The 18,816-nt window shown below is 56.0% G+C and carries 21 protein-coding genes; 14 read left to right on the top strand and 7 right to left on the bottom strand.

From position 1 onward, the window contains the following. The first annotated feature begins 149 nt into the window (after nt 1–149). The 5 genes from VGK23_09235 to VGK23_09215 all read left to right on the top strand — a co-directional run bounded on the left by VGK23_09235 (nt 150) and on the right by VGK23_09215 (nt 3,409). Nucleotides 150–413, top strand: coding sequence for a hypothetical protein (locus tag VGK23_09235; GenBank protein HEY3420722.1), 264 nt, complete (start codon nt 150–152; stop codon nt 411–413). Nucleotides 414–418: 5 nt separating this feature from the next. Then, the gene (locus VGK23_09230; protein ID HEY3420721.1) at nt 419–1,237 is read left to right on the top strand and encodes a DUF4386 domain-containing protein; all 819 of its coding nucleotides are present in this window, start codon (nt 419–421) and stop codon (nt 1,235–1,237) included. Continuing rightward, entirely contained in the window at nt 1,234–1,932 is a 699-nt protein-coding gene (locus VGK23_09225) for a DUF4386 domain-containing protein (GenBank protein ID HEY3420720.1), read from the top strand. The genes VGK23_09230 and VGK23_09225 overlap by 4 nt, the downstream gene beginning before the upstream one ends. Before the next feature lie 6 nt (nt 1,933–1,938). Beyond that, on the top strand, nt 1,939–2,394 hold the full coding sequence (locus VGK23_09220; protein ID HEY3420719.1) for a hypothetical protein: 456 nt from the start codon (nt 1,939–1,941) through the stop codon (nt 2,392–2,394). A 382-nt stretch (nt 2,395–2,776) separates the two neighbouring features. After that, nucleotides 2,777–3,409, top strand: coding sequence for a translation initiation factor IF-2 subunit beta (locus tag VGK23_09215; GenBank protein HEY3420718.1), 633 nt, complete (start codon nt 2,777–2,779; stop codon nt 3,407–3,409). Nucleotides 3,410–3,502: 93 nt separating this feature from the next. Here VGK23_09215 and VGK23_09210 read toward each other — a convergent pair whose 3' ends face one another. Next, a complete protein-coding gene (locus VGK23_09210; GenBank protein ID HEY3420717.1) occupies nt 3,503–4,033 on the bottom strand; it encodes a hypothetical protein in 531 nt (176 codons plus the stop codon). Nucleotides 4,034–4,156: 123 nt separating this feature from the next. On the opposite strand from VGK23_09210, the gene VGK23_09205 reads away from it, so the two are divergent. From VGK23_09205 to VGK23_09190, 4 genes are read left to right on the top strand one after another with little or no spacing between them, the layout of a single operon-like run. Further along, nucleotides 4,157–5,086 carry a presenilin family intramembrane aspartyl protease PSH gene (locus VGK23_09205; protein HEY3420716.1) on the top strand — a complete coding sequence of 310 codons (930 nt, stop codon included), beginning with the start codon at nt 4,157–4,159 and terminating at the stop codon, nt 5,084–5,086. Nucleotides 5,087–5,132: 46 nt separating this feature from the next. Further along, a complete protein-coding gene (locus VGK23_09200) occupies nt 5,133–5,774 on the top strand; it encodes a metallophosphoesterase (protein HEY3420715.1) in 642 nt (213 codons plus the stop codon). Between the two features lie 46 nt (nt 5,775–5,820). Next, nucleotides 5,821–6,204 (top strand): 30S ribosomal protein S8e, encoded by a 384-nt coding sequence (locus tag VGK23_09195; protein ID HEY3420714.1) that lies wholly within the window; start codon nt 5,821–5,823, stop codon nt 6,202–6,204. A gap of 22 nt (nt 6,205–6,226) precedes the next feature. Then, nucleotides 6,227–6,520, top strand: coding sequence for a signal recognition particle subunit SRP19/SEC65 family protein (locus tag VGK23_09190; GenBank protein HEY3420713.1), 294 nt, complete (start codon nt 6,227–6,229; stop codon nt 6,518–6,520). On the opposite strand, the gene VGK23_09185 is transcribed toward VGK23_09190, so the two are convergent. Together VGK23_09185 and VGK23_09180 are read right to left on the bottom strand one after the other, a co-directional pair. Beyond that, nucleotides 6,508–6,798 carry a DUF211 domain-containing protein gene (locus tag VGK23_09185; GenBank protein HEY3420712.1) on the bottom strand — a complete coding sequence of 97 codons (291 nt, stop codon included), beginning with the start codon at nt 6,796–6,798 and terminating at the stop codon, nt 6,508–6,510. The two genes, VGK23_09190 and VGK23_09185, sit on opposite strands and share 13 nt — an antisense overlap. A 265-nt stretch (nt 6,799–7,063) precedes the next feature. Continuing rightward, nucleotides 7,064–7,567 (bottom strand): hypothetical protein, encoded by a 504-nt coding sequence (locus tag VGK23_09180; protein HEY3420711.1) that lies wholly within the window; start codon nt 7,565–7,567, stop codon nt 7,064–7,066. Nucleotides 7,568–7,905: 338 nt separating this feature from the next. Between VGK23_09180 and VGK23_09175 the strand changes: the two genes are divergently transcribed. Genes VGK23_09175 through VGK23_09165 form a run of 3 tightly spaced genes read left to right on the top strand, consistent with a single transcriptional unit; the run spans nt 7,906 to nt 10,843 of the window. After that, nucleotides 7,906–9,354 (top strand): NAD(P)H-hydrate dehydratase, encoded by a 1,449-nt coding sequence (locus VGK23_09175; protein ID HEY3420710.1) that lies wholly within the window; start codon nt 7,906–7,908, stop codon nt 9,352–9,354. A gap of 21 nt (nt 9,355–9,375) precedes the next feature. Further along, on the top strand, nt 9,376–10,053 hold the full coding sequence (locus VGK23_09170; GenBank protein ID HEY3420709.1) for a metallophosphoesterase family protein: 678 nt from the start codon (nt 9,376–9,378) through the stop codon (nt 10,051–10,053). Beyond that, on the top strand, nt 10,043–10,843 hold the full coding sequence (locus VGK23_09165) for a metallophosphoesterase (protein ID HEY3420708.1): 801 nt from the start codon (nt 10,043–10,045) through the stop codon (nt 10,841–10,843). Before VGK23_09170 ends, VGK23_09165 begins: the two co-directional genes overlap by 11 nt. Nucleotides 10,844–10,904: 61 nt before the next feature. Here VGK23_09165 and VGK23_09160 read toward each other — a convergent pair whose 3' ends face one another. Genes VGK23_09160 through VGK23_09145 form a run of 4 tightly spaced genes read right to left on the bottom strand, consistent with a single transcriptional unit; the run spans nt 10,905 to nt 16,965 of the window. Beyond that, a complete protein-coding gene (locus VGK23_09160) occupies nt 10,905–12,416 on the bottom strand; it encodes a Ni/Fe hydrogenase subunit alpha (GenBank protein HEY3420707.1) in 1,512 nt (503 codons plus the stop codon). A gap of 2 nt (nt 12,417–12,418) precedes the next feature. Next, on the bottom strand, nt 12,419–13,462 hold the full coding sequence (locus tag VGK23_09155; protein ID HEY3420706.1) for an oxidoreductase: 1,044 nt from the start codon (nt 13,460–13,462) through the stop codon (nt 12,419–12,421). 18 nt (nt 13,463–13,480) lie between these two features. Next, the gene (locus VGK23_09150; protein ID HEY3420705.1) at nt 13,481–13,939 is read right to left on the bottom strand and encodes a hydrogenase iron-sulfur subunit; all 459 of its coding nucleotides are present in this window, start codon (nt 13,937–13,939) and stop codon (nt 13,481–13,483) included. After that, entirely contained in the window at nt 13,939–16,965 is a 3,027-nt protein-coding gene (locus VGK23_09145) for a CoB--CoM heterodisulfide reductase iron-sulfur subunit A family protein (protein HEY3420704.1), read from the bottom strand. The genes VGK23_09150 and VGK23_09145 overlap by 1 nt, the downstream gene beginning before the upstream one ends. A 650-nt stretch (nt 16,966–17,615) precedes the next feature. Here VGK23_09145 and VGK23_09140 point away from each other — a divergent pair. Together VGK23_09140 and VGK23_09135 are read left to right on the top strand one after the other, a co-directional pair. After that, complete coding sequence (locus VGK23_09140; protein HEY3420703.1) at nt 17,616–18,308, top strand: hypothetical protein; 693 nt, start codon at nt 17,616–17,618, stop codon at nt 18,306–18,308. Between the two features lie 160 nt (nt 18,309–18,468). After that, nucleotides 18,469–18,816: cell division protein FtsZ (locus tag VGK23_09135; protein HEY3420702.1), on the top strand; the 348-nt coding region annotated here is incomplete at its 3' end.

The raw sequence follows: 18,816 nt of genomic DNA, 5'->3' as shown, positions 1-18,816 counted from the left end.
CAATAGAAAGTAAAGGTCAGAGAGGCGGTCCTCATCGGCGTCAGTTTTCACCAAATTCAACACCTACACATTGCTGCTAACAACAACACATCTGAGTCAAATAATGGTTATCAACCTTGTTTCGCTCTTATCCGATCTGAGGTTTGAAAATGAACAGGACAAGGATCGGAAAAGATGAACGGATGTTCTCCATCGAACTCAGATCGAAGAGCGACGTGAAGAACATATCCCTGGATGGAGATGAAAAAATATTCATCGAGGGTTCCCTTGGTTCATTAAAACGAGCTCAATTCGTTGAAGACCTCATTCTGGAAGTAATTGGAAGCAACGGCGAGCTAAGAATCGATCTCGCCATAAGGGATCTGGAGCACCCCATCAAATCTGAGGGATCCAGCACCGAAATGGGGAAGTGACTGGAATGACAGAAGGATATGATAGAAAGTACGCAATAAGTGCGGGAGTGCTGTTCATAATTGCAGACCTTGTGGGTTTCCTAAGCCTACCATTTATGGCACCTACGAATGCTACGAACTATCTTACCAGTGTTTCAACAAATGGAGGTCTAGTAGCAACAGCAGCCCTTCTTTTGTTCATCGGTGGCGCCGCCGCCATTGGCATTGCGATCTCGCTGTATCCCGTGCTAAAAAGATCCAATGAAAGTCTAGCTCTTGGAGCAGTTGTTTTCAGGACCGCTGAGGGAGTGTTCGATTTCGTTGCTGTAATAGGTCTGTTATTGCTAATTACGTTGAGCCAGCAATTTGTAAACGCTGGAGCTCCCGATTCATCGTATTTCCAGACCTTTGGCGTGCTGTTAGTATCAGGATATCATTGGGTAGCCAATGTTGGTAAGTTGCTGGCCTTTTCCATAGGTGCACTGCTGTATTACATCATATTTTATCGAACAGAACTAGTCCCTCGATGGTTATCGGGCTGGGGTGTTGTTGCCGCCATAATGACGATGGTTTCAGCCGTATTGGCCATGTTCAGCCTCATTTCCCCATTTTCTGTGGGGCAAGTCATCTTGAACCTTCCGATACTCGTGCAGGAATTGGTGCTTGCGGCATGGCTGATAATAAAGGGTTTCAATCCATCCGCGAAGGCTGCTGGGACTGCTCATGAGGAATGTCCGCGAACGAACGTGGAGGCCTCGCAGCAACCGGAAGGCGACAGTGGCAATATGCTGGCCGATTGCGGTAATAATCACCAGAATCAAACCAGGGGGGAGAGTGACCAATGAAATCGATGAATCGGACCGCAAGAATGGCGGGGTCATTCTATCTGATCTTCATCATATTATTGCCTTTGGCCACATCTATCCGTTCCCAACTGATCGTGTTCGGGGATGCTGCCGCTACAGCCCAGAAAATCACGGCAAACGAGCTTCTGTTCCGCATCAGTTTCGTCACCGAGCTGGTCTCGGCATTGTTCTTCGTTCTGGCGGCGTGGGCCCTTTACGTTTTGTTGAGGTCGGTCAACAAGGATCTTGCTTTGCTTTTCCTGCTGCTGAACCTGTGCGGGGTCGCGATCGAATGCATGAGCGTGCTCAATCTGTCTGCCGCCCTATCGCTGTTGAGCGGAGCCGATTACCTGACAGTTTTTCCAGCTAGTCAACTGCAGGCCCAAGCCCTATTGCATATCGATCTATACAATAACGGATTCGAGATAGCCCAGCTCTTCTTCGGTGCCTGGTTGCTCCCCCTCGGTTATCTGGTCTACCGATCGGGCTTCCTTCCCCGGTTGTTGGGAATCCTGCTGATCATCGACTTCATTGGTGTCCTGATATGGTTCCTGCAGTTCTTCCTACTCCCTGGATACGATGTCATATCCTACCCCGGTCTGGCGGCGGGCTTCATCGCCGAGGTCTCGCTGACATTGTGGCTTCTGGTCAAAGGAGTGATGGACAATGGACATGCTTCGACGGAGGCTGAGTGATTCTCTATGGAAACCCGAGCCACATATCAAAGCAAGAGGGAGACGTCGCACGAGTTCAACAAGAAGCTGAACAAACTGGCCATTGTGGGAGGAGCAGCATTCTGGGCGACCAACTTCGCAATTTCCCTTACCCCCATCGCCGCCGAGTATAGGGCTGCTCTCTCAATTTCTTATCTTCCGATGATCGTTGAATCTTTGATCGGCGGCCTGATCATCGGATTCTTTGTCAGCTATTCCTTGCTCCGTTATTTTGACAGGATCCCAACCCAGGATCCAATTCTAAAATCCGTGATGCTCAGCTCCATCGCTCTAATGGTAGTGACAATCCTCCTCCAAGGTCCTGAAGGGTTTCTCGCGACAAGTGACGCCTTGCGCTACTTCCTCATCGGCACGTTGTTCAACGTGCTAAGGATTCTCGCTCTTGGATTAGCTATTGGGTATCTATACAAAAGGCTGTATTGATTGGCCTAACTTTGGTCCGGTTCTGAACCGTTGGGTGTGCAAACCGGCGACCGCACCCAACTCTACCATACCTAAAATAAAAAGCACTGTACTTCAAGGAGGGGCCAGATCAATTTCTTATTGACCACATCCTGTGGATCGGGATCTATGAAAATGACTCGATCAAGCAATCCTGATTGATGCTTCCAACCAATAGCTCGCTATCGGGACCAATGTGCGTGGAGGAGTTTGAGAATTATAAGGATGGATCTGCAGCTGTCATGTGTCTTAGCAAATTCATCATGTTCTAGATGACTGGACCATAATAACGCAACCCTCCGCCCAAGCGTGGGCTCGCCAACAATCTTTATATTCAAGTTGGGGCTTGAGAGTGACGATACCAATGGCTGATGACGATTACCTATCACTCCTGGACCGGGCCAAAGGTCAATTGCCCGAGACCATCGAAAAGCACGAGCGTTTCACCGTGCCAGAGCCCGACATCTTCCAGGAAGGGAAGACCACGGTCATCAAGAACTGGGGCGACATCACCGACGCCCTGAGGCGTGAACCGGAACACCTTCTCCAGTATCTGCTGCGCGAACTCGGTACACCGGGAACGATCGAGGGCAGAAGGGTCGTCTTCAAGGCCAGGCTCGCCCCCGCGCAGATCGCGGAACGGATCAACAGCTATACCGACACGTTCGTACTGTGTTCCGAATGCGGAAGGCCGGACACACATATCGTCAAGGAGGGAAGGATCCTGATCCTGGAGTGCGAGGCATGCGGCGCCCACAGACCTGTGAACGTTAGAAAGCAGGCCAAGGCCCCGGAGAAGGAAGGGCTGCGGGAAGGCAACATCTACGAGTTCATGATCGAGGATGTCGGCAAGAAGGGGGACGGCGTGGCCAGGATGGACAAGTACATCATCTATATCCCAGGCACCATCAAGGGAGCCAGGGTCAAGGCCAAGGTCACCAAGGTCTCCGGCAATGTAGGTTTCGCCAACGTTTCCCAGGAACCGGTCACCAGGTGAACTGGCCAGCCAATTTCCCAAACCATTTAGTATCTTATTCTTTGAAATTTATCCAATGCTCTGATCGAAAATCAAGAAAGACGGAGTATTCCGTCAGTTTATATAATTCACGCTGGACCGGTCGAACCCTTTCACCAGCTCGATGTCCATGGTCTGCTCTTCGTCCATTTTCGGTTCGGCGTAGGTGAAGAACGGCAGCACCCGGGATATGTCCTCGGCGATATAGGTGGTCTTATGGTCCTTACCGAACAGCGCCACGCTTATCGAATAGGCGTGTCTCCTGGTCTCCTCCTCATCGAGTATGCCGATGGCGTGGATATACTCATGGAGCAGGACGTGGAAGGCATAGGACTTGTACATGTCCGGCTGGATCGCCATTATCCTCCTCAGGACGCTCTTGTTCATGACGATGATGTTCGATGTGACCGGATACAGCCCGCCGACGAACGACTTGCTGTCGCCACCCATCTCCGCCAATCCGAGCATCAGCCCGGCCCGGGATATGCCCATCTGGACGCGCACCGCCTCCTTCACGACCTCAAATATGTCAGTAAGGTCCTTGGCCCGCTCGAGGCGCGCTGGGAACACAGACTTGGCGGACTCTGCCCGCACTAGTTCACTCATGGTTAACTACAATGCGGGTATTTCCCTATTAATAACATTCTCTGAAATATCGGACTTGACGAAGGATTCATTCCGCCGCCGCTCAAAACGGTATTTATAGGCGCTGAACGCATCCATCCGGCCATGCGAAACCCAGCCCAATACCTGGTGATGTTTGCCATCTTCATCTTCGTCCCGGTGGCGGCGATCTACCTCCTGCCGCTGCTGTTGAGCACCGGCGACTACCAGGCCTTCCAGGACCCGCAGAGCCCGGTGAACCCGCTGCTCTACTTCGCACTTATCCTGGGCATGACGGTGCTTATGCTGGTCTTGATCAAGTTCGCCAAGGAGAGGATCATGAAGGCGATCTTCTACACCGCCATGACCATCTCCATGTTCTCGATCCTGCTGCCCATCTTCTTCTACCTGATCGGGGACGTCAACATATCGCTGGTCCTGGCAATCGCCGGGGCGGTCGGACTGATGGGATGGCTGGTCCTGCGTCCGGAGTGGTATGTCATCGATTCGGTGGCGGTCCTGATCGGAGTTGGAGCGACCGCGATCCTGGGGATCTCCCTGGGGATCTTCCCTGCGCTCATACTGCTCAGCATCCTCGCCGTGTACGACGCGATCTCGGTCTACAAGACCAAGCACATGCTTTCTCTGGCGGAGGGCGTGACCAAGATGCGCCTCCCGGTCCTGTTCTACGTCCCCAAGAAGCTGGACTTCAAGGTCGAGCAGATGGACAACATCGACCTTAAGGACCGGGACAGGGACCAGGAAAGGGAGACGATGATCATGGGAGTTGGTGACGCCGTTATACCCGGCATATTGATCGTGTCGGTCATGGCTTACCTACCATACCTGGCCCCCATCACACAGATCGCACATGCGGATGTCTACGTTACCGCCGGGACCCTCATCGGAGCTTGCATCGGCTTCGGCGTTCTCATGCGCTATGTTGCCACTGGTAGACCGCAGGCCGGCCTGCCGCTGCTCAACGGCGGTGCGATCCTAGGGTTCCTGATCTCCTACCTGTTGATATTCCAGGACCTCAATTTCGGGTTCATCTGAGCAACATTAATGTAATGTGCCCGATTATGTGAAAACGGCGACTTCCATGCGGTTCCTGGTTCTGTCGGACGTGCACAGGCGAGACAAGGTGGTCAAATGGGCCAACGAGCTCATCGAGACCATGGACCTTGACGGGACGATCGTTCTGGGCGACATAACCCATTTCGGGCCGCCGGAATGGGCCGGGGAGTTCCTCGGAGGCCTGAAAAGAAGAACGTTCGCCGTCCCCGGCAATTGCGATCCGGCGGGAACGCTTGCATACATCGAACGGAGTTCGGTCTCGCTGCACCTGAACAAGGTCCGATTGGGCGACTACGTCCTTGGAGGCATGGGCGGTTCAAACCCGACCATCTTCGACACGCCGAACGAGTATTCAGAGGAGGAAATCATGACCCAGCTCCGTCCAGTGATGGAAAGGGGTATGATCTTGGTCCTGCACTGCCCTCCGTTCGGGGTCTTGGACGTCCCTTTCTCCGGAAAGCACGTAGGCAGCGTTTCCATCGATAAGCTCGTGGAAGAGTTCAAGCCGAGGGTGGTATTGTCCGGTCACATCCATGAGGACCGCGGTATCGTGGAAAAGGACGGTATCGTCTTCATGAATCCAGGCCCGGCGAAGGAAGGATATTCCGGCCTTCTGGAATTGGGAGATGTGCCGAGCGTCAAACTGCTCGAACAGCGCCTAGGGTGAAGATAGGTATTAATACCCCGCTTTATTTTAGAGGCCACGGATTGCTATGGCACTGTGGCAAGGGAAATCCAAGAGGAAGCCGTCAGGTGGAAGGCTCCGCCTCGGCAGGAAGAAGAGACGATTCGAGATCGGCAAGGAGCCGACATTCACGCTTCTGGGCGCAGAGCGCTCTCTCATCATGAGGACCAGGGGTGCAAACGTCAAGGTCAGGATGCTCAAGGCGTCATTCGCCAACGTCATTGACCCGGCGACCATGAAGGCCCAAAAGTCCAAGATCGTCACCGTCAAGAAGAACTCGGCCAACCCGAACTATGTTCAGCGTAACATAATCAACAAGGGCGCCTTGATCCAGACCGAATTGGGACTGGCCAAGGTCACCTCGAGGCCGGGACAGCACGGAGCGGTCAACGCGGTACTGGTCAAGGAGTGACCGTACCCCCTGAAGGGATCCCATGACCCTTGACGAGGATAAGGCATGGGTCCTTTGGCCCGAATATTTTGACATTAGTCGAACCAGGGATAGCGGGCGTAAGGTCAGCAGAAAATTGTCGATCAACAGCCCTAACGTCGAGCTTATCGCAAAGGCGGTCAAGCAGATGGGTCTCGAATTCAAGATAGAGACGGACAAATCCTACCCGGGCAACTGGTTCAATCACACCGGCAGGGTCCTGGTGGAGCATTCGCTCCCCAAGACGTTGCTCATGCTGAAAGTAGGTCAGGCGCTGGTAAGATATCAGCGGTCCTGAGGCGTTTCCACTTCTTCCACCAGCTTCTTGCCGGCGGAGACGCTGTCGACGGAATGCACGACCGCGCCCGATTCGGTGATGACCTGTTCTACCATGTCGTAGTCGATGGAATTCCCTTCAATGGTGATCTTGATGCTCTCGGTCTCCTGGTCAACCTCGTCCAGCGTGCAGTTCACACCCGATATCCCTTCGACCGCTCCAAGCCTTTTGGCTAGCTCCACGATCGAGGGGTGATGCGGCTTCAATACGTCCAGCACGAGTCGTTTAACGTCGCTCAATTTCAGATTCCCTTCCAGGGCGATAAATTGGAGTGGATGTATTAAATCGTTAGGTTTGGCAAAGCTTGGACATGCTCCGATTGATGTAATGCCATTCTCTGGACCCAAACATAATTCCACTGGTCATAATACAATATTAAAATAATAAATAATCTATTCAAACTCCGAGCACCCATGAGGAGGCTGGATTGCCCATAAAACGTCATTATCCGACCTCAGTATTCAGTTTTATGGGATTGGTTGGATTTCAAGTAATGCGGGGATATCACTCCAACCAAGGGAATCTCTTGACAAGCTTCGTATTCGACCACCAGGTACCCAACCCGATCGTGCGACCGGCCTTGACCCTCCAGAGACCGAACAGGAGGAACAAGTAGATTATGTGCTCATCGATAAATGGGTTGTTCGTTGGAGGAACCTGGGTGGACCACAGCAACAGGACGAGCAGTCCCCCACCGTAGGCCGATATCCTGCTCCCGATCCCAAGTATCAGAGCTACTCCGAGGAGCAACAATGCTGCCATGAAAAGCACGTCGACAACTTGGTTGCCTGCGATACTGCTGTAAATACCCTCAAAGATCCCCCCGGAAACATTGCCAAGGTAGTATGTTGTAGGCGATCCACCATTGATCCAGGAATGGCTAGAGGCCGTCGCAAATCCGAGGCCGAAGGTCTTATCCAAGAATGCCCAAAGGAATATCCAACCCAATAGTATCCTCGATACTCCCCAAATATAATCCGTTTTGATCTCAGGAATCTTGTATGCCATCGTTGAATTCGATTCAATCCAGGCAGATATAAAGGTTGTTGTGGCAGTTCTGGCAACGGATCATGACATGTCGGAAGGAGCATGTCGAGCATTTTGAACCAACCTGATCTCTCCTTTGTCTCAATCAGCCCGTTCCAGGCAGAGGCGGCCAAAACCTCAGTTAGATGCTGAGGCCATCAGCCATGTCTGGCGGAGAAGAGAGGGTTCGCTCCAGGGTTCACGGATCCTCCCCCTACGGCAAGCGGCACGCCCGTTGTCAGATCTTGGACCGTCAAAGATATGTCAGACGATTCGCTCGACTCGGATGATTGGCTTGGAAAAGGATTATCCATGATGCCATGGATTCTAGTGTCATGCTCACCTTCCGTGAGGTCACCGTGATCGATGTCAATTCCGAGTATCTGGGCGTCCAAGTGGAGACCCTTATGGAAAATGCCGGATACGCCGTGGCAAAGGCTATCACCGCGGAGTACGGGAACGGAAAACGCATTGCGATCATCTGCGGCATGGGGAACAACGGGGGCGACGGCCTGGTCGCAGCCAAGTACCTTCGTGAGAACAACACCGTGAAGGTATTGTTGGCCCGGCCTCCCCAGTTCATCAAGAGGATGGCGCCCCGGAAGAACCTGGGACCGGTGGAGGACGTAACCAAGGTCTACGGCGGTGAGGAACTGACCGGCTATGACCTGCTGGTCGACGCCATCTATGGGATTGGCATCCACGGCGAGGTCAAGGAACCGTATTATTCACTGATCGGAAGGATGAACACTGCAGGAATACCCATCGTGTCCATCGACGTCCCGTCCGGCCTGGGGACGAACATGGCGGTAAGACCGGTAAGCACGATCACCCTTCACGACATCAAGGAGGGTATGGACGGGACTAACTCGGGGCGCATCGTGGTAGTGGACATCGGCATTCCGAAGGACGCCGAACGGTTCGCCGGACCGGGGGAGTACGTTTATTATCCGATCCCCAAAACGGATTCGCACAAGGGGGAGAACGGAAGGGTGCTGGTCATCGGTGGTGGGCCTTACACCGGGGCGCCGACGTTGGCTGCCATGGGAGCTTACCGCATCGGGGTCGATCTGGTCCAGGTAGCCACGCCTGAATCATCGTTCCAAGCAGTGTCTGGCTATTCTCCCAACCTGATCGTTCACAGCCTGCCCGGGTCGGTCTTCACCAGCAGCAATCTGGACCAGGTCCTGGGCCTCACTGGCCTGGTGGATGTCGTTCTCATCGGATCGGGACTTGGCCGGGACCCGAGGACCCAAGAGGCCATAAGGGAGTTCGTGAAGGAATGTGATAGACCGATGGTGATCGACGCCGACGCGTTCTCCGCCCTGTCCATGAACCAAGATCTGCTGAAGGGAAAGAAGGGCATCGTGACGCCTCACTCGAGGGAGTTCGCGATCCTGTTCGGAAAGTCCCTGCCTGGAGGGCTTGAGGAGAGGGCGGCGTTGGTGAAGGAGGCCGCGGCGCGTATTGGGATGACCGTCCTGGTGAAGGGCATGATCGACCTGATCTCGGATGGCGATCGGACCAAGTTCAACCGGACCGGGAACGCAGGGATGTCTGTGGGAGGGACCGGAGATGTGCTGGCAGGCATCTGCGCCGGGTTGATGGCAAAAGGCGTATCGCCCTTCGACGCCGCCCGGATCGCCGCTTTCACCAACGGCGCGGCCGGAGACCTTGCCTTCAACGACCGGTGCTATGGGCTTCTTGCTACCGACGTGATCGATAACATCCCTTCGGTAATGTGCAGAGCGCTTGACAGATTTAAATAACCCCTTGGCAATCGAAGGAATGTGAGGACGGCCATCATATCCGATGTCCATGCCAACCTGCCTGCTTTGAAAGCAGTTCTGGCAGAGATCGACGGCATGGGCATTAACCACATCATCAGCGCAGGGGATGTGGTCGGTTACTATCCATACCCAAACGAGGTCATCCAGCTTTTCAGGGAAAGGTCCGTGGTGGGCATCGCAGGCAACCATGACCGGACCGTCATCCGTACCCAGGTCACGAGCATGAACCACGCCGCCGGGGAGGCGGCCCGGTGGACCGCGCGGGAGCTTACCGAGAGCTCGAGGGCCTATCTGGCGGGCCTTCCGCCCCGGACCCACGTGACGATCGGCGGAAAACTGATCGGTCTGTATCATGGCTCACCCAGGGATGACGTTGAATATGTGTTCGAGGAGGAGGCAGGTCCTGAGCTGCTCAAGCTGAGCGGGACCCGCCTGCTGATCATGGGGCACACTCACGTCCCGTTCATTCATCGCTCCAAGGAGGGCACCATCGTGAACCCCGGCTCAGTGGGGCAGCCGAGGGACGGAGATCCCCGGGCCGTCTTCGTGGTGCACGACTCGACCAAGGACGATTTCACGATCAGGCGGACCGAGTATGATATCGAGTCGGTGGTTAAGGCGGTGGAGCGGGCAGGGCTGCCGAACGACCTGGGAGAGCGCCTCAGACATGGCTGGTGAGGAGCGATTGGACATCTCGCCAGTTCCCGGACGGCCGGTACTGGACATATCGGGATCAAAAAGGCTGATCTGCGCCGGGGACCTGCACATCGGGCTCGAGAACGAGATGAAGGTGAACGGGGTCGTGATCCCAAGCCAGACGTTCCGGATGGAGCAGGAGCTGGTCTCCCTGGCGGAAGGTCACGACGGCCTTGTGCTGCTGGGCGACATCAAGCATCGGGTCCCTGGTTCCTCCAAACAGGAATACCAGGAGATACCCCGTTTCTTCACCGAGCTGAAGAAGGTCTACGGTGAAGTTCATATCGTCCGGGGAAACCACGACACGAACATCGAGGCGATGCTTCCAGAAGGAATAATCATCCATCCAGCCACCGGTTTCGTCATGGACGACATCGGGTTCGTGCACGGACATACCTGGCCTTCCCCAGAGGTCATGTCCAGAAAGGTGCTGGTCATGGCCCACAACCATCCCGCGGTCATCTTCGAGGACAACCTGCACCACAACCAGATCGAGCGTTGCTGGGTCCGCTGCCGTTTCCGGGAATCGGCCAGTCAAAGGTATCTCGAGCTTCCCGAGGAGGTCATAATCGTGCCGGCCCTGAACCGTAACCTGGGGGGTTCACCGATCAACTTCGAGGAGCCGAGGCTGCTGGGTCCGTTCTTCTCCCAGGACCTGATCGACCTGGACGAGGCCCGCGTCTATCTCATGGACGGCGTCTTTCTGGGCAACGTGGGAAGCCTCAAGGTGAAAAGGCGGCGCCACTTCAGGATCCGTCCGGACGAACAATGAGCATCTTATCTCGTTCGCAGAAGATCAAAAAAAAGGAAAGGAAAGAGGTTTCTGAAGGGATTTAGTAGTTCGATATCTCTCTGAACACGGACCCGTCTGGGTTCCTGATCACTGCCTTCATCGGCATCTGTCCCGGCAGGGTGTGCGTCGCGCACGAGTTGCACGGGTCATAGGCACGGTAGGCCATCTCGACCATGTTCAGCAGACCGTTGGACACTTCCCAGTTCTTGATCAGCGCGGTGGCGGCCTTCCTGACGCTCAGGTTGATCGGCGCGTTGTTGTTGGTCGTTCCGACGACCAGGTTGACCTGGGTGGTGATGCCGTTCTTGTCTGCGCAGTAGTGGTGCACCAGGGTTCCACGCGGGGCCTCGAGTATGCCGACACCCTCGTCGGGTGTGTGCAGCTCGCCTCTGATGTCCTTGCTGGTGATCTGCGGGTCCTGAGCCCTCTCGAGCAGCAGTTCCGATGCGTACATCAGTTCGATCACACGCGCCCAGTGCATTGCCATGGTGTGGTGGATCGGTCCCTTGACGCCTAGGGAGGCGAAAGTGCTCTTCATCTTCTCATACTCGGCCTGCGCCAGTGGGGTGGTGTATCCGCTCGAGACGTTGAACCTCGACAGCGGCGTCGCCCGGTAGATACCGGAGTCTATTCCGTCGACGAGTCCCTTCCATCCGACCGGCTTGAAGTAGCAGAACTTTTCGTATGACCAGGGCAGGGTGTGCTCGGCGATGTAGTCCAGGTATCCCTTTCCGGTGTAACGTGCGACTTCCTTTCCGTTCGGGTCGATCATCTTCTGCGTTCCATCGTAGAAGTTGACCTTATCGTTCTTGTCGACGGTCCCGAGGTTGTAGGTCTCGTTGTAGAAGATGTCCTTGCTGACGATGATGTTCAGGTAGTCCTGGTTCTTCAGCACCACATCCTCGAAGATCTTCATGGTGAACTTCGAGAATTCGACGCATGACTTAGCCATGGCCTCGATCTTCTTCCGGTCGTCCTCGTTCAGCGACTTGGACATACCGCCCGGGATGCCGCAGACCGGGTGCGTGGCCTTTCCGCCCAGCATCTCCTGGATCTTCTGGGCGTAGGACCGGTGCTTGATCACTTCGGCACCAACGGCGACGCCGACCGCGTCGACCACGCCGAGGATGTTCCTTTTCTCTGCCGGTGCGCATGGCCCGAGGACGAAGTCTGCCGCCGCCAGCGCATAGAAGTGCGCTATGTGGCTATGCACGTAGTGCGCCGCGTAGAACAGCTCCCTGAGCTTCACTGCCGCCTCTGGCGGGGTGGCGCCATAGACCCCATCTAGGGCCTTGGTCGAGCATAGGTGGTGTGCACCGGGGCACACACCGCAAAGCCTGGCGGTGATCTTGTTCAGCTCATCGACCGACCGGCCGATGCAGAACTTCTCGAAACCCCTAAGTTCCGGCACTTGCCAGTAGGCGTTGGCCACGTTCCCCTCGTCGTTCAGGAAGATCTCGATCTTGCCGTGGCCTTCCAGCCTGGTGATCGGGTCTATGGTGATACGCTTCGAGGTAGCCTTGGTGTGTGGGTCAGATAGTATCGGTGACATGTTTAGGCCTCCTGCTTGGGTGCCTCTGCCGGCTTCTTCTTACCTTTCTCGGTCACGGTCCTCTTGATGATGGACTTCGGCATCGTGAACGCGTAGAACGTTCCCAGCGGGTCCTTCACCTGCTGCATGATCTCGAGGATCTGGTCCTCGTTCAGCAACGCCTCTCCCTCCCCGACCTTGAAGATCGAGGCGAGAGCGGACAGCATGCTACCGCCCTGGTCCATGACCTCTGCGGTCGGTCCCATGCATCCGCGGCATGGCTGGTTTCCTTCGAGGCACTTCGCCCCGCATCCGGCCCTGGTCGATGCACCGAGGCAGATGACTCCCTGCTCCAGCATGCACTTCTCCGGGTCGATGTCGATCTCGAATGCCAAGTGGATCTTGTCCACGCTCTTGCCTGCCTTCTTCCTTCCGCACTCGTCGCAGAGGGTCTTCTGGGAAGCGATGACGGATCCCTTCGGCGGGAGCGGCTTGCCTTCCGTCAGATAGGCGGTGACGATTCCCAGGAACTCGTTGATCAGGTTGGTGGTCGGCGGGCATCCTGGCATGTAGTAATCGACGTCGATCACATTGTCCAGAGTGAGCACCGTGTCATACATCACCGGCAGCTCGAGGTCGCCCTCTGGCATGTGGGTATGTACCTGCGGTATGACCGTTGTGGCGGTGCTGTTCTTCTGGTCCGAGGAGAAGGTCTGCTTATAGACGTAGTCAAAGATAGCCTTCGAGTTCGTCACATTGGCCAGTCCCGGGATTCCTCCGAAACAGGCACAGGAACCGAACGACACCATGAGCACGGACTTCTGCCTCAGCAGCTTGGCCATGTGCTCGTTCTCGCTGTTCCTGATCGCCCCGTTGTACAACGTGGCGGTGATGGACTTGTCGGGCATCGCCTCCAGGTCCTTGATCTTCGTGTCCACGGCGATCGGCCAGAAGGCGATGTCTGCGATCTCTGCCACTCCGAGGATCTTCTCGTCGATGTCCAGGAGTGCGACGTCGCATCCCCCGCAACCGGCTCCCCAATATTGCGCAATCTTGATCTTTGCCATTTCTTCCACCTGCCTGGATTAAGCCTCGTCGTTGATCGGGTTCGGGCCGAGCTCCTTTATCAGCTCGTTGAACTCCTTGATCGTCTTTTGGAACTTCGCACCCTCTGAGGCAGAAACCCACTCAAGCTTCAGCCGGTCCGGGTTGAATCCGTACTGTTCGAGCAGCACCCTGAGGAGCGCTATCCTCCTGCGGGTCCTGTAGTTGCCGCCGATGTAGTGACAGTCGGCCGGGTGGCATCCAAGCACCAGGACGCCGTCCGCGCCGTTGGCGAAGGCCCGGAGGACGAACTCCGGGTCTACCCTCGCCGAGCACATGGTCCTGATGACCCTGAAGTTGGTCGGCATCTGCAGTCTCGACACTCCGGCCAGGTCGGCCCCGGCATAGGAGCACCAGTTGCAGCAGAAGACGACGAGCTTCGGCTCGAATTCGCCGGTCTCTGCCGGCTTCGCCTGTGTCTGGGTAACGGTCTCGGACATTACTTTCCACCTCCCACGAGGGCAGCGTCGATCTGCGCGATGATCTGGTTGTTCTTGAAGCCCTTCTGCTCCATGGCACCGGACGGGCATGCCGCCACACAGGTACCGCAACCCATGCACAGCCCTTCATTGACCACTGCCTTCAGCTTCTTGGGGTCCTTCGGGTCCACTACGGTGGTGATCGCCTTGTATTCGCAGACCGGCTCGCATATGCCGCAGCCGTCGCAGATATCGTCGTTCACTGCCGCGATGATCCCCTGGGTCTCCAGGAACTGCTTCGAGATGATGGTCATTGCCCTGGCGGCCGCTCCGGACGCCTGAGCGATGGTCTCATCGATGAACTTCGGCCAGTGAGCCAGTCCGGCCATGTACACGCCGTTGGTGGCGAAGTCGACCGGCCTCAGCTTCATATGGGCCTCGAGGAAGTAGCCATCCTTGCTCAGCGGGACCTTCAGGATCTTGGCCAGGTGTTCGTTGTCCTCCTGCGGCCTGACGCCTGCGCTCAGCACGACCATGTCCGGGTGGAACATGAGCGGCGATCCCAGGATCACATCGTCCGCGACGATCTTCAGGCCGGCGCCTTCCTTGCTGACGACCGGATCCTTGTCCTCGGGGAACCTGACGAACTTCACGCCAAGTTGGGCCGCGTCCTTGTACAGGGACTCGCGGAACCCGTAGGTCCTGATGTCCTTGTGGAAGACGTAGACCTCTGCGGTCGGGTCCTTCTTCTTGATCTCGATGGCGTTCTTGACCGCCTTTGAGCAGCAGACCCTGCTGCAGTACGGCGCCTCCTTGTTCCTGGAGCCGACGCACTGGATCATGGCGATCTTCTTGGCATGCAGCGGACCGTGGTGGAGCTTCTCTTCCAGCTCGGTCTGGGTGATGACGTTCTTCTCCTGACCGTACAGGAACTCCTTGGGCTTGTACTCCTCTCCGCCCACCGCCACGATGACGGCGCCGGTCTCGTATTCCTGCCCGCCGATCTTGGCCTTGAAGTTGCCGACGAATCCGGTCAGGTCCTCGAGCTCAGAGTGCATGTGCAGGGTGATGTTGTCGTTCTCCTGCACCTTCTTGATGATCTCGTGCATGACGGTCCTCGGGCTCTTTCCGCCTTCAGGCGTCAGCAGCTTGTTCATCCTGCCGCCCAGATCTCCGGTCCTCTCGATCAGCTCGACCTTGAATCCCTGCTGAGCGATGTCCAGCGCGGCGGTCATTCCCGCCAGTCCGCCGCCGACGACGACGGCCGAGTGGGTGACCCCCAGCCTGGACTTGGACAGTGGCTCCAGGAACCTGGACTTGGCGATGGCCATCCTTACCAGGTCTTTCGACTTCTGGGTCGCCTTTTCCGGCTCGTGCATGTGGATCCAGGAGCACTGGTCACGGATGTTGGCCATCTCGAACAGGAACTGGTTCAGGCCGGCCTCCTTGATGGTGCTCTGGAACAGCGCCTCGTGGGTACGGGGCGTGCAGGACGCGACCACGATGCGGTTCAGGTTGTGCTCTTTGATCAGCGCTTTGATCCTCTCCTGCGAATCGGCCGAGCAGGTGTACTTGTTCTCCTCGGCAAAGGTCACGTTCGGCAGGGTCTTGACATATTCAACTACCGACGGAACGTCAACGGTCCCGCGGATGTTGATGCCGCAGTCGCAGACGAAGACACCGATCCTCGGCTCCTGTCCCTTCACATCGGTCTCGGGGGTCTCCTTGACCACCGTGTCGATGCTGACGCGGTTCTCTGCCACCAACGCTCCTGCCTTCGAAGCGGCTCCGGAGGCTTCAGCGACGGTGGTAGGGATGTCCTTCGGGGCGGTGAACGCACCGCTTACGAACACTCCCTTCTTCGAGGTCTCCAGCGGCGAGTATACGCCGGTCTGACAGAATCCGTACGGGTTCAGCTGGATACCGACCCTCTCGGCTATGTTCCTGGCCTCCACCGGCGGCTCGAACCCGACCGAGAGGACGACCAGGTCGAACTCTTCGGCGGCCACGTCCTGACCGTTGCTGTAGCGCAGGATCAGGTTCTTGGTCTCGGGGTTCTCCTCGACCGATGCCACCCTGGTTCCGCGGTACATCTTGATATGGTATTCCTTCTCGGCACGGGCCCGGTAGTCCTCGAACTCTTTTCCGAAGGCCCTTACATCCATGAAGAAGATGGTCGGCTCGAGGCCCGCGGTGTGCTCACCGGCGATGATGGCCTGTTTCGTGGCATACATGCAACAAACTGACGAGCAGTACGGGTTACCTACCTTCTCATCCCTGGAACCGACGCACTGTATCCATGCGACCTTTTTCGGGGTGCGGTGATCCGAAGGCCTGACCACGTGTCCCTGGTATGGGCCGGTGGCGGACAGTATCCTCTCGAAATCCAGGCTGGACACGACGTTCTTGAACTCGCCGTAGCCGTACTCCTTCTTGGCCCGGGCGTCGAATATGTCGAAACCGGGGGACAGTACGATGGCTCCTACGTCGATCTTCTCTTCGGTCGCCTTCATCTCATAGTCGACGGCGCCGGCGGGGCAGTTCTTCTTGCACAGCCCGCACCTTCCCTTGGTCAGGAACAGGCACTTGCTGTCGTCGATGGCGTACTTCATCGGTACTGCCTGGGCATACGGGACGTAGATTGCCTTCCTCGTGACCATTCCCTGTTCAAATTCTGCAGGGGTCTTGGAGGGGCACTTCTCTGCGCATATGCCGCAACCGACACATAGGTCCTCTCGGACGTATCTCGGGTGTTTCTTGAGGGTGACGGTGAAATTCGGTGCTTCACCTTCGACCTTCATGACCTCGGTTAAGGTCATCATGGTGATCATCGGGTGCCTTGCTGCCTCCACGAGTTTCGGGGACAGGATACACATTGAACAGTCGTTCGTTGGGAACGTCTTATCCAGTTGTGCCATCACACCGCCAATACTTGGCTTTCTCTCTGTGAGGTAGACCTTCAATCCAGATTCAGCCAGGTCTAATGCTGTCTGAACTCCAGAAATGCCTCCTCCTACAACCAATACGGAACCAGTCTTTGCCGACATTTGTGCTCCTCCTTCTATTTTACAATCCTACAATTTTCAGTTAACGGAACGGCCTTAGCGGTAAACGAAGCTCTCAGAACGGACGCCCTGTATTCGTCAAGGCGCCCCGCGCCTCGGCCAGAACTTGCCTTCGTACCGGTCAGTCTTTCCACCTTCCAACAAACGCTTGCTGCGGCCCCACAGATCGCTTGCACCGATCTGGTAGCCAATTCTCGCGAACCATACCCGTTTCCTAGGCGGTTTTGGCTGCGGTGAAGAACCGCCGATCCTCCCCCATTCACCGGTCGTTTCGTAGGGGATACCATGTCATGTCGTGTCGCGGTTTTCCGTGAATACGGATGTCCGTATTTTAACGTTTTGTACTTTACCTTCGGCATGACACCGGGTAACTCTGATGCCGTCTTTATTAAGAGCTTTTCGCTTTAATCGCATCGAATTTCCGAACGTTCGGGGCGGCTCCATTCCCGAATACTGTGGATAGCGTGAGTGTAATGGACCTTGATATGCTGGTCACCACACAATTCAATCGACCATTTATGCAGCCCTTTCTATCAAATCAGTGCATTCACGGACAAAGAGCTTTAGACCCCAAGCGGATTGGGATTGGTCGTGCCAAGGAAGATGATCACGCCTTGAGGAACCCCTTCACGATGTTGTTGAGGGGACGCTTGGTCGTGAATTGGGTACCGATACATGAGGAGCCGTTGATATCCCGCCCCTCGACCATGACCAATATGCCAGAACCACTTAGGCCCAGGCCCAGGGTCACCCCGATCAAGCCAAAATATGAGATCGTGGTCTGCCAGATATGCATGGGCAGGGTCAAGCCAGGATTGAACGTGGCCAAATGCGAATGCGGGAAGAGCTTTCACGACGTATGCCTGGAACGGACCGGTTTCTGTCCCTATTGTCAGAAGGCCTATGACGCCACGATGGTCGCTGCCATCTCGAAGAAGAGACAGGTGCCGAAGATCGAGAAGATACCCTGTCCCTCCTGCGGCCAGATGATCCTTGCCGAGGCGAAGGGATGCGATTGCGGGGCGGTCTTCGTAGAAGATGACCAATTCAATTGCGCCAACTGCGGATGTGTGGTCTACGCCGATCATATGGTCTGTGAACATTGCGGGGAGATGTACGAGACCTACACACCGATGCTCTGCCCGATCTGTTCTCGGATATTCAACGAGGAGACAGGGCAATGTGAATGCGGGGCGTTCGCCGGCGATTCCTGCCCGGAATGCGGCCTCACGCTTGAGATCGACGATAGGGCCTGCCGCCGATGCGGGACCACCTTCGAATATGTTGGCACTCCTGAAGAGATCGCGGAGAGGAACCGCGATTGATCCATGTAAGCCTGAATGCCTCCCTCTTTTATTAATGTCCCAGAGCAAATTGAATAAATATCACATTTGTATTATTCAATCTAGGGTGAGGGTGCACTTGAGATCATTATTTGATATTCCAGCCGAAGGAAAAGACGAAAGGCGGGAAGAAATCCCGAGCATGCAGCCGGCGATGACCAGCGAGGACGATGCCGAGCTCATGAAATTAGTAGAAACGCTGAGGATAAAGATATCCATCATAGGATGCGGCGGTGGCGGCTCGAACACCGCCCGACGGGTGACCCAGGCCGGGGTCTCGGGCGCTACGATAGTGGCATGCAACTCGGATGCCAGGCATCTCTTGGCCATTCAGGTCCCGAACAAGGTCCTGCTGGGTAAGTCCACGACCAAGGGATTGGGCGCAGGGGCCATCCCGGAGATCGGGCAGCAGGCGGCCGAGGAATCCGAGGGCGACCTGAGGAAGTACGTGCAGGGCGCGAACATCGTGTTCGTCACCGCGGGCATGGGA

The sequence above is a fragment of the Methanomassiliicoccales archaeon genome, assembly GCA_036504055.1.
Classification (GTDB): Archaea; Thermoplasmatota; Thermoplasmata; order Methanomassiliicoccales; family UBA472; genus DASXVU01.
Note: the sequence above shows the minus strand (reverse complement) of the source record. Positions and strands in the feature narration are given on the sequence as shown.

Bases quoted from the DNA above. Each gene is read 5' to 3' on its own strand.
- VGK23_09235 (HEY3420722.1), top strand. From the start codon at position 150: ATGAACAGGACAAGGATCGGAAAAGATGAACGGATGTTCTCCATCGAA.
- VGK23_09230 (HEY3420721.1), top strand. From the start codon at position 419: ATGACAGAAGGATATGATAGAAAGTACGCAATAAGTGCGGGAGTGCTG.
- VGK23_09225 (HEY3420720.1), top strand. From the start codon at position 1,234: ATGAAATCGATGAATCGGACCGCAAGAATGGCGGGGTCATTCTATCTG.
- VGK23_09220 (HEY3420719.1), top strand. From the start codon at position 1,939: ATGGAAACCCGAGCCACATATCAAAGCAAGAGGGAGACGTCGCACGAG.
- VGK23_09215 (HEY3420718.1), top strand. From the start codon at position 2,777: ATGGCTGATGACGATTACCTATCACTCCTGGACCGGGCCAAAGGTCAA.
- VGK23_09210 (HEY3420717.1), bottom strand. From the start codon at position 4,033: ATGAGTGAACTAGTGCGGGCAGAGTCCGCCAAGTCTGTGTTCCCAGCG.
- VGK23_09205 (HEY3420716.1), top strand. From the start codon at position 4,157: ATGCGAAACCCAGCCCAATACCTGGTGATGTTTGCCATCTTCATCTTC.
- VGK23_09200 (HEY3420715.1), top strand. From the start codon at position 5,133: ATGCGGTTCCTGGTTCTGTCGGACGTGCACAGGCGAGACAAGGTGGTC.
- VGK23_09195 (HEY3420714.1), top strand. From the start codon at position 5,821: ATGGCACTGTGGCAAGGGAAATCCAAGAGGAAGCCGTCAGGTGGAAGG.
- VGK23_09190 (HEY3420713.1), top strand. From the start codon at position 6,227: ATGACCCTTGACGAGGATAAGGCATGGGTCCTTTGGCCCGAATATTTT.
- VGK23_09180 (HEY3420711.1), bottom strand. From the start codon at position 7,567: ATGGCATACAAGATTCCTGAGATCAAAACGGATTATATTTGGGGAGTA.
- VGK23_09175 (HEY3420710.1), top strand. From the start codon at position 7,906: ATGGATTCTAGTGTCATGCTCACCTTCCGTGAGGTCACCGTGATCGAT.
- VGK23_09165 (HEY3420708.1), top strand. From the start codon at position 10,043: ATGGCTGGTGAGGAGCGATTGGACATCTCGCCAGTTCCCGGACGGCCG.
- VGK23_09160 (HEY3420707.1), bottom strand. From the start codon at position 12,416: ATGTCACCGATACTATCTGACCCACACACCAAGGCTACCTCGAAGCGT.
- VGK23_09155 (HEY3420706.1), bottom strand. From the start codon at position 13,462: ATGGCAAAGATCAAGATTGCGCAATATTGGGGAGCCGGTTGCGGGGGA.
- VGK23_09150 (HEY3420705.1), bottom strand. From the start codon at position 13,939: ATGTCCGAGACCGTTACCCAGACACAGGCGAAGCCGGCAGAGACCGGC.
- VGK23_09145 (HEY3420704.1), bottom strand. From the start codon at position 16,965: ATGTCGGCAAAGACTGGTTCCGTATTGGTTGTAGGAGGAGGCATTTCT.
- VGK23_09140 (HEY3420703.1), top strand. From the start codon at position 17,616: ATGTTGTTGAGGGGACGCTTGGTCGTGAATTGGGTACCGATACATGAG.